Source organism: Vibrio sp. D404a, from assembly GCF_030248535.1.
Lineage (GTDB): Bacteria > Pseudomonadota > Gammaproteobacteria > Enterobacterales > Vibrionaceae > Vibrio.
The window spans coordinates 97,206-105,207 of sequence record NZ_JAHGAJ010000036.1 but is presented as its reverse complement, the minus strand read 5'-3'; the positions used below and the strand labels follow the sequence as shown (position 1 = coordinate 105,207).

Sequence of the window (8,002 nt, the reverse complement as noted above, 5' to 3'; positions counted from 1 at the left end):
CTCGAACATCTGACCAATAACCAGTACCACCGGAAATGGATTGGCTCGGGTAATAAAGGAGGCATGCCATTTATATATGGACTCTTTTTCACGGTGTAGATTGCTATTACCAAGTAATCGGTCAATACGTTTGATGGCATGCTTCACTGTGGTGTCAGTGTCGAGAGCTCTTCCAATTTTGGTGAGTGTTAGGTCAGAGCCATCAAGAACCGTTTTGGTTGCAAGTATCAGAGATATAAGTCGTTTTTTGTGAATTTCAGGGCATTGATTCTCAATAGTTTGCTGTAGAATTTGAATGTCGCGCATCGTTAGGGCTCCCTATTAAATCCATTTAATCATGTGTGTTTTTGGCGAAATTCATTAGATCAGAATGAGCGATGGGCGTCTACTCATTGTTTTATATAGAAATTATGAGGGGATTCGTAAGAACTGGGCGTTATGTTTTCGGCAGATTTCTATCACAAGGAAGTTTATGTGATCAAAAATGATATAAAATCAATAAATTACCGACTTTGGCTTGTGTTGGCTTTAACTAGCTTTATGCCATTAATTTACTCTACAACAAGAATCTACTTTTTAGGGAGCATCCCTAATACTTGGACATTTAGTATCGCAGCACAAGTTGCATGGTTAAATGTTGGATATGAAGTGCTTAGTGAAGCTTTATTAGTTCCATTGTCATATCTATTAGGCAAGTCTTTATCGGATAGTGCTAATTTTAACTATAAGGGTAAAAAAGCCCTAAAAATCATACTGTCTTGCTATTTTTTTGTAACGCTCTTTGTTATCACTTATACAGAAAATTTAGTTGTTGCTATGCAACAACAGAAAGAGTTGTTTGATGCTACAGTGACTTATATTAGGCTTGAATCATTAGCAATATTTATTTCAAGTATATATGCTTTTTTTTCATTGGTTCTTGTTTTGAAAAATGAGAAAAAAACGATGTATAAGTTGTTGTCTATACAAGTACTGTTAATGATTTTGTGCGATAGTTTATTAGTCAGTCAGTTACCATTTTCCCGGAACTTTGGTGTCAATGGTGTAGCATTTAGCAATATTATTGTTAATTCAATCTTAGCTGCTGTTACAACGATATACTTTGTTAAGTCTGGTTTATTTTCTAGCTCTTCTAAAAAACATGCACGACAGAGTGTATGGATTAAAGAGTGGGTAAAAATAGGGTGGAAGTCAGGTTTAGAGTCGCTTGTTCGTAATACTGCATTCATTGTTATGATCTTACAACTAGTGAATGAGGTTCAGCAGGCAGGTACATACTGGATAGCAAACCAATTTATTTGGGGGTGGTTGTTACTTCCAGTATTAGCTTTAGGTAAGTTGGTTACGCAAGATGCCGCTACAAATAGTGGTCTATCAAAAGTGAGAGTTCAGAGTTACCTTTGGCTAACTGTTGGAATTGTTCTTGTCTGGGTAATAACATCACCAATGTGGAGTGGATTTATATCTAATGTAATGGGTATTGCAGACCCTAGTAGTATCATTGAACTAGTGTGGTTATTAGTAGCTTTTTATATCGTATTTAGTCTGAATAACGTTATTGATAGTTACTTCTATGGTATTGGTCGTACAGATCTAATGCTCTATCAATCGTTAATAGTCAACAGCTTATTCTATGGTAGTGCTTTTGTGTGTTACCAAGTCGGCATGTTTACCCCTAACCTTGAAACTATTAGTTTAATGTTTGGTGTAGGGATGACAGTTGATGCCATCATTACATGGCTGCTATATCACATACATCGTAATCGAAAGAATGACGGTTTTGTTCTTGTCACGCTGTAGTGGAAGAAAAACATAACAATCTGTTTAAGAGTGATTCGCAACGCTTAGCATTTTTGCTATGCGTTGCGTTTAAGGTGGTATGCGGCGGCTTCAATATTGTGTTGCTCACACCGTAATTTGGCGTTAGGCATTATGAATAAATTTAAAGACTTGATTAGTACCGCGGTAGTTAATGGAACTTTGGCATTTTTGCTATTTATAAGTTATGCGTGGCTTGTATATGGTCCAATTGGAAGGTTAGACGAGCTATTTGTAATTTGGATTTTTGCTCTAACTCTAGTTGGGAGTGTTAATATATTTATTAATTACCCTGTTTCTATTTTATTAAGTGCTCGATTAAGAACTTTTACTTTATCGCAAGTGCTAGCTTTAGTTGGTCTAGTTTGTGTTTACGCGTTTTTTTCATTTTTCACTAATGCTTCTTTGAGTTTTGAATCTCAATTAAGGCTTAATTGGTTATTTTACTTAATATTTTATATCAACGGCATAGCTTATTGTATTCAGCATAAAAAATGCCTAACAATCGCTTAAAAATCAACAAAAACAGTTGGTTAGGTTCCGCTTCTCTCAACATTATAACCAACTATTTTTGTCCGCATAAGCAGGCGTTAGCTCTGCCATGAGACTAGAATCACTCCAACTGTGATCAGAATGATCCCAAACCAGTTTGTAGTGCTTAGTTGTTCCCCTAATAACATCACGCTGAACACTGCGACCAGAACCACACTCAATTTGTCGATTGGTGCTACCAGATGCCTGTCCTAGATTCATCGCTCTGAAATAGCACAGCCAAGAGGCACCCGTTGCGAGCCCTGACAAAACGAGAAATGTAAGCCCTTTACCTGAGATAGAACTAATTGGTTGAAATTGTTTCGTCGCATGAGCAATAACGGTTACAAGCACTAGAATTACGCATGTTCTAATGAAAGTAGCAAAATCTGAATTAATGGTATTTACCCCAAGCTTTGTAAATACAGCAGTCATAGCAGCGAAAATGGCAGATAGTAAAGCCCAGAAAAGCCATGAAGTATTTGGCATGGTACACAGTCCACTTAAGTATCAGAAACTAATGACCATTCTACCTTAGTACTCTCTAATTCTGTTATGTATGGAATGAATAATCAGTATCCTGCGCTTGAGGCAAAGCATACAAACTGTTTAAAGTGGACAAAATCATGCTAGCTCAGTTTCGCTCCGCTTCACATTTTAGCCAACATAATTTTGCCTATTAACGGGGCCTTATATCTAATTTACATCACACATTCACAACTGTATGGATGCACATGATTTTGCGTTGATATACTATTCACCGGTTTTTTAGTTATAGAGTTATAAAATGACCAAGTACCTAGAAGCTGGCATCAGAGAGCTAGTCGAAGAGTTTCAATCTAATGGTAAACCTTGCCCTTCAGCACAAACAGTCGCTGATCGCCGGGCTGGCTATATTGGTAGTACTGTATTGGCTGGTGAGAGTCCTAAAATTGAAAGCGAATACTTAGATGTAATTAATAGTATTCCGGTTAAGATTTACAAGCCTACAGATGAAGTGAACTTACCTGTAACGGTCTATTTTCATGGAGGCTGTTTCATCAGTGGTGGCTTTGATACACATGATGCTCAGCTAAGACAAATTGCTCTACTATCCAACTCGATAGTTATTTGCATTCAATACAGGCTTGCACCTGAACATACTTATCCAGCAGCACACGATGATGTATACCAAGCTGTACTTGGTATTAAGGAACAAGCGCACAAGTATGGTGGTGATTCCGATCACTTAGTATTTGTCGGCGATAGCGCCGGAGGGCAATTAGCTTTGGCTACGACGCTTAGACTGAAAAAGCTAGAGCAGTGGTTGCCTCGTCAGCAAATTCTTATTTACCCAATGCTGGATCCAACAGGTAATTCGCAAAGTTACAGAGAAAATGGCTCAGATTACATTATAACGGCAAATATGCTTCTTTCTGGTTTCGAGTTATACGCGAATTGTTGCTCTAACGAAATTGTTGAACCAGAGCTTAATCTTTTAAACAGTGACCTCAGCGGTCTGCCCACCACAACTATTATTACCGCGGAGTTTGATCCGTTACGTGATGAGGGTGAGCACTTACACAAGTTGATGCTTTCACAAGGCGTAGAGGCTTACTGCGAACGTTATTTGGGTGTGATTCATGGTTTCTTTCAGTTGTCCGGCGTGTGTAATTCGGCAAAACGCTGTATCACTGCAATTTCAAACCAAATAAAAAATTAGATATATATAAGCGTTTAAGACAGATTCCCAACGCATGGCATTTTTCATTTCATCGTTGGGTTTTGTGTTTACGGTGGTATGGTTAGGCTCTGTGGTGGCGTTACTCACTACTTAACGCGCGTTAGTTGCACAGGGGAGATTTCGTGGAAGAACTATCAGGCGGAAGACAATCCGCAATATATCGAGATGGTGAAGTTGTCTATCGACCTCTTCAACCGTGGAGCCCTACAATTCACCTTATTTTGAAGCACCTTGAACAAGAGAATGTGAATGAATGTCCAAGATTCCTTGGGGTAAATCAAGATCAGGAAATCTTAAGTTTTGTCGTTGGTAACACTGATAATTATCCGTTGGTTGGTGCAATCGCTACAGTTGATGCTCTCATTTCTGCGGGTAAGTTATTACGTAAAATACATGACTCAACAGTGCCACTTTTGGAGCAAATTGATGTTAATTCCAACAAGTGGATGCTAGAGCCACGAAAACCTTTTGAGGTTATCTGTCATGGTGACTTTACTCCATACAATGTTGCTCTGTCAGAGAATACAGTTGTTGGTGTATTTGACTTTGATACTGCACACCCTGCCCCAAGAATATGGGATCTAGCTTACTCAGTTTATTGCTGGTCTCCTTTCAAAACGGACAATAATGACAAGCTAGGCTCAATCACAGAACAAGTGGCTAGAGCTAAGTTGTTCTGTGATAGTTACGGTGCAAATGAGTCCGAAAGAAATCAATTAGCCGACGCAATGGTTCAGCGATTAGAAGCTTTAGTCTCATTCATGCAAAGTGAGGCTGAAAATGGCAATGAGTCCTTTGCTGAAAACATAGAGCAAGGTCATCTTCAATCTTACCTAAATGACATAGAATATATCATTGAAAATAAGCAAAAAATTCAGCGCGCATTGTGCAACTAATAATTGAAGAGTTATTCAGCACGCATGGTATTTTCATTACGCGTTAGTTTTTATGTTTAAGGCGGTATCAGTATTACGTTGCTCCCCTATAGCAAGGTGTTAGGCATATAAAATGGAAATTAAACTCATACTCTATTTACTGGTTTGGATATGCATATTTTCTGCTCCGGTTTTCATTTGTTTCCTAGTTCGAAAGAGGTCAATTGGGGTCAAAGCTTGGCTAACTTCATTTATTGTTTCATGGGGTGTCATGGCCCTTACGGTGTGCGTGCTATGGCTTGGATATGATCTATACCTTTCATATAAGACAGCGTTGTTAGACATAGATGGTCGAATCAGGAAATGGAGTCTTGGACCAAAGATGATCACAATGTGTTGAACCGACATATCGGAGATGGGGGAAGAAATGTTTTTGCTCTATTTATATTCCCTACTTTTTCATTAGCCTACTCATTGATGGCCACTGTTGTGTATTGGCTCATAGCAGATAAATTTAGCAAAGTGCCTAACAAATAGCTTAAGACGGAATATGTGTTGACAAGCTCTAATGGACACCTTCAATAACTATTGGAGGTGTTTATACCAGATTATAAATCAGCTTTGGTGTTCTGGGCACAATGGTTTAAGTGCAGTGGCCTGCGTTGCTCACCACTTGATACAGCGTGAGTTGAATACAGAGAACCATCGAATGGAATTAAAGTGTCACTGCGGAAACGTTAGCTTGATTTTGAGTTCGCTTCCTAAAGAAGTTGGAGAGTGTAACTGTTCTATTTGCCGTCGCTATGCTGCGGCTTGGGCATACTTTTCTCCAGAGCAAGTTCAAATCAGCATGAATGAGAAGACGGCTTTCTATTGTTGGGGGGACAAAGAAGTAGAATTTCATCGTTGTAACTCGTGTGGTTGTTTAACGCATTACATAACAACACAGAAATGTTCTGAAGATATCTTAGCGGTAAATATGAGAATGGCTGAAAACGAAGTGCTTTCCAGCATCCCAGTTAGGAAGATCAATGGTGCATCGTACTAATCGCCTAACATTTAAAGAGGGATTCCCAACACTTGGCATTTCTGCTTATACTTCAATTTTAGTATCTATGGAACAATAACTTAGGCTAGATGGCCGCGTTGCTCACTGTTAATTGGGCGCTATGTTTTTAGGAGAGAATATGGAAGTTCTAAACCAACTTTTTCCATCAGAAAGTCAGATGGAAAGGCTAAAATCTTCACCGGAATCAGGTGAAATTCATCTACTCAACCTTTTTAAGTTCAAAGAGAAGGCAGAATATACAGACGGCCGAGAAACCGATCTAACGGGCAAAGAAGCATATGAACTTTATGGTCAGCCTATGCTTAACGTTCTAGAAAAGTATGGTGCTGAGGTTGTTTTCTATTCAGAGGTGACAGGCTTGATCATTGGACAAGTTGAAGACCTTTGGGACTCATTTGTCATTGTAAAATACCCCTCTCGCCAAGCCCTCCTTGAAATGACGTCATCCGAAGAGTTCTTAGCATTAAGCGTGCATCGCGAAGCAGGATTGGCGGGCCAGCTCAACATAGAGACGAAGATCCCTTGAGTCAAAACATAGCGATAAATCTAAGAGTGATCCCCAACGCATAACATTTCTCATTCCATCTCTAACTTTAGTGATTAAGTTAGGATGCGTAGGCGTCTATATTAATTTGGCTCTCCTCTTAAAGCAGGGGCAACTGGCAAGGTAACAATGGAAGTTCAGCTAGTCGAAATTAAAGAACAAGAACGTAAAATCCTTGAGAACCTGTTTTCTTATTACATATACGACATGACCGAGTATATGAAATGGAATCCTGATCATGAGGGAAAGTTTAGTTACGATCCTTCGCAATTTGACGTGTACTGGGAGCTGGAAGATCATATTCCTTACTTCATTTACGCGGAGTCCGAACTCGCGGGGTTCGTGTTAGTTCGGCGTTATCCTCATGACTTATCGACATATGATGTTGCTCAGTTTTTTGTACTTCGAAAATTCAAAGGTCAAGGTGTAGGTAAGGAAGCGTTGGCAAAGATTGTTCATATTCTTCCCGGTAAATGGCAAATTAGAGTGCTTTTGGAAAATTCAGGTGCACTTAGTTTTTGGAAGTCTGCTGTTTCTAATATCGTCGGAGAAAAATACAGCGTGTCAAAGGCCAATGACGTGGATCTTTTAATGTTCTTTATCCACTTTGAGGTAGCCCGTTAACAAACTGCTCAAGAGAGCAATCTATTTTTAGGTAAATTATGCGATTTCAAGCAGTTAAAGAGTCGGATGTAGATTTGCAGAAAGAGTTTCTATTGGTGGCTCTTTGGACTCCAGATCACGAACCAGACCATAAGTCTGATATTTTGGATGTTCCTCATATCAAAGAGTATTACGCAGATTGGGGCAAGGATGGTGATCTGGGTTTCTTTGCCTTTTTATCTGAAGACGAGCCCGTGGGTTTGATCCAATTACGCTACAAATCCTGCCAAACTCAAAAATATGCTGACTACCCGGAAGTTGCGATTGCTGTACATTCTGAATATCGAGGGCTAGGCGTGGCTTCCTCTCTGATGCAACATCTCATTGAAAATTCAGCTTCAGGCTTAAGACTTGGTGTACACCCCCAGAATACCTCGGCGATAAAGTTGTATGAAAAATTTGGATTTCGTATATATGAAGTAGCCAAAAGTGGATACCCACAAATGGTTCGAGAAAAACACATATAACAATCTAAGGTTGATTAGCAAGGAAACGTCATCTAATGAGTAAAGTCGAAATCCCAAATCCTATACTATCTAAGCTTGGTGCAGAAATGAAAATGGATGTTCATTGGGTAAATGTAAAATTAGATAATGGAGCTGTTCACGCTAGGATGGTTGTTCGTGGCGGCCGCTATATTACTGGCTTTAGTCGTGACAAAAATGGCGGAGGCACAGTTCCGTTTAAATCTTCACAGATTGTATCTATTCGCAGACAAAAGCTAGTTACGTGGTGGCCATTTTGGTAAATAAAGTATGCTTTGATTGGTGCAAGAGCAG

The 8,002-nt window shown here is 39.3% G+C and carries 9 protein-coding genes and 2 pseudogenes; 9 read left to right on the top strand and 2 right to left on the bottom strand.

Features of this window, described 5'->3' with window-relative positions:
• Positions 1-306: pseudogene (locus tag KI655_RS19750) on the bottom strand (transposase); the annotation flags it as partial.
• Between the two features lie 132 nt (positions 307-438).
• Here KI655_RS19750 and KI655_RS19745 point away from each other — a divergent pair.
• The gene (locus tag KI655_RS19745; protein ID WP_285408107.1) at positions 439-1,800 is read left to right on the top strand and encodes an MATE family Na+-driven efflux transporter; all 1,362 of its coding nucleotides are present in this window, start codon (positions 439-441) and stop codon (positions 1,798-1,800) included.
• Between the two features lie 132 nt (positions 1,801-1,932).
• Positions 1,933-2,331: a hypothetical protein gene (locus KI655_RS19735; RefSeq protein WP_285408105.1), complete on the top strand. Its 399-nt coding sequence runs from the start codon at positions 1,933-1,935 to the stop codon at positions 2,329-2,331.
• Between the two features lie 77 nt (positions 2,332-2,408).
• Here KI655_RS19735 and KI655_RS19730 read toward each other — a convergent pair.
• Positions 2,409-2,838, bottom strand: a pseudogene (locus KI655_RS19730) (EamA family transporter).
• A gap of 298 nt (positions 2,839-3,136) precedes the next feature.
• Between KI655_RS19730 and KI655_RS19725 the strand changes: the two are divergent.
• The 7 genes from KI655_RS19725 (at position 3,137) to KI655_RS19695 (ending at position 7,971) form a co-directional block, all read left to right on the top strand.
• The gene (locus KI655_RS19725) at positions 3,137-4,051 is read left to right on the top strand and encodes an alpha/beta hydrolase (RefSeq protein WP_285408104.1); all 915 of its coding nucleotides are present in this window, start codon (positions 3,137-3,139) and stop codon (positions 4,049-4,051) included.
• A 143-nt stretch (positions 4,052-4,194) separates the two neighbouring features.
• Positions 4,195-4,968 carry an aminoglycoside phosphotransferase family protein gene (locus KI655_RS19720; protein ID WP_285408102.1) on the top strand — a complete coding sequence of 258 codons (774 nt, stop codon included), beginning with the start codon at positions 4,195-4,197 and terminating at the stop codon, positions 4,966-4,968.
• A 688-nt stretch (positions 4,969-5,656) separates the two neighbouring features.
• Positions 5,657-5,995, top strand: a complete 339-nt coding sequence (locus KI655_RS19715; RefSeq protein WP_285408100.1) for a GFA family protein — start codon at positions 5,657-5,659, stop codon at positions 5,993-5,995.
• A 139-nt stretch (positions 5,996-6,134) separates the two neighbouring features.
• Positions 6,135-6,542 carry a DUF1330 domain-containing protein gene (locus tag KI655_RS19710; protein WP_285408098.1) on the top strand — a complete coding sequence of 136 codons (408 nt, stop codon included), beginning with the start codon at positions 6,135-6,137 and terminating at the stop codon, positions 6,540-6,542.
• 147 nt (positions 6,543-6,689) lie between these two features.
• Positions 6,690-7,184: a GNAT family N-acetyltransferase gene (locus KI655_RS19705; protein WP_285408097.1), complete on the top strand. Its 495-nt coding sequence runs from the start codon at positions 6,690-6,692 to the stop codon at positions 7,182-7,184.
• 38 nt (positions 7,185-7,222) lie between these two features.
• Positions 7,223-7,690, top strand: a complete 468-nt coding sequence (locus KI655_RS19700) for a GNAT family N-acetyltransferase (RefSeq protein ID WP_285408095.1) — start codon at positions 7,223-7,225, stop codon at positions 7,688-7,690.
• A gap of 35 nt (positions 7,691-7,725) precedes the next feature.
• Positions 7,726-7,971: a hypothetical protein gene (locus KI655_RS19695; protein ID WP_285408094.1), complete on the top strand. Its 246-nt coding sequence runs from the start codon at positions 7,726-7,728 to the stop codon at positions 7,969-7,971.
• The last annotated feature ends 31 nt before the right edge of the window (positions 7,972-8,002 follow it).

Coding starts and splice junctions, on each gene's coding strand:
- KI655_RS19745 (WP_285408107.1), top strand. CDS start 439: ATGTTTTCGGCAGATTTCTATCACAAGGAAGTTTATGTGATCAAAAAT.
- KI655_RS19735 (WP_285408105.1), top strand. CDS start 1,933: ATGAATAAATTTAAAGACTTGATTAGTACCGCGGTAGTTAATGGAACT.
- KI655_RS19725 (WP_285408104.1), top strand. CDS start 3,137: ATGACCAAGTACCTAGAAGCTGGCATCAGAGAGCTAGTCGAAGAGTTT.
- KI655_RS19715 (WP_285408100.1), top strand. CDS start 5,657: ATGGAATTAAAGTGTCACTGCGGAAACGTTAGCTTGATTTTGAGTTCG.
- KI655_RS19710 (WP_285408098.1), top strand. CDS start 6,135: ATGGAAGTTCTAAACCAACTTTTTCCATCAGAAAGTCAGATGGAAAGG.
- KI655_RS19705 (WP_285408097.1), top strand. CDS start 6,690: ATGGAAGTTCAGCTAGTCGAAATTAAAGAACAAGAACGTAAAATCCTT.
- KI655_RS19700 (WP_285408095.1), top strand. CDS start 7,223: ATGCGATTTCAAGCAGTTAAAGAGTCGGATGTAGATTTGCAGAAAGAG.
- KI655_RS19695 (WP_285408094.1), top strand. CDS start 7,726: ATGAGTAAAGTCGAAATCCCAAATCCTATACTATCTAAGCTTGGTGCA.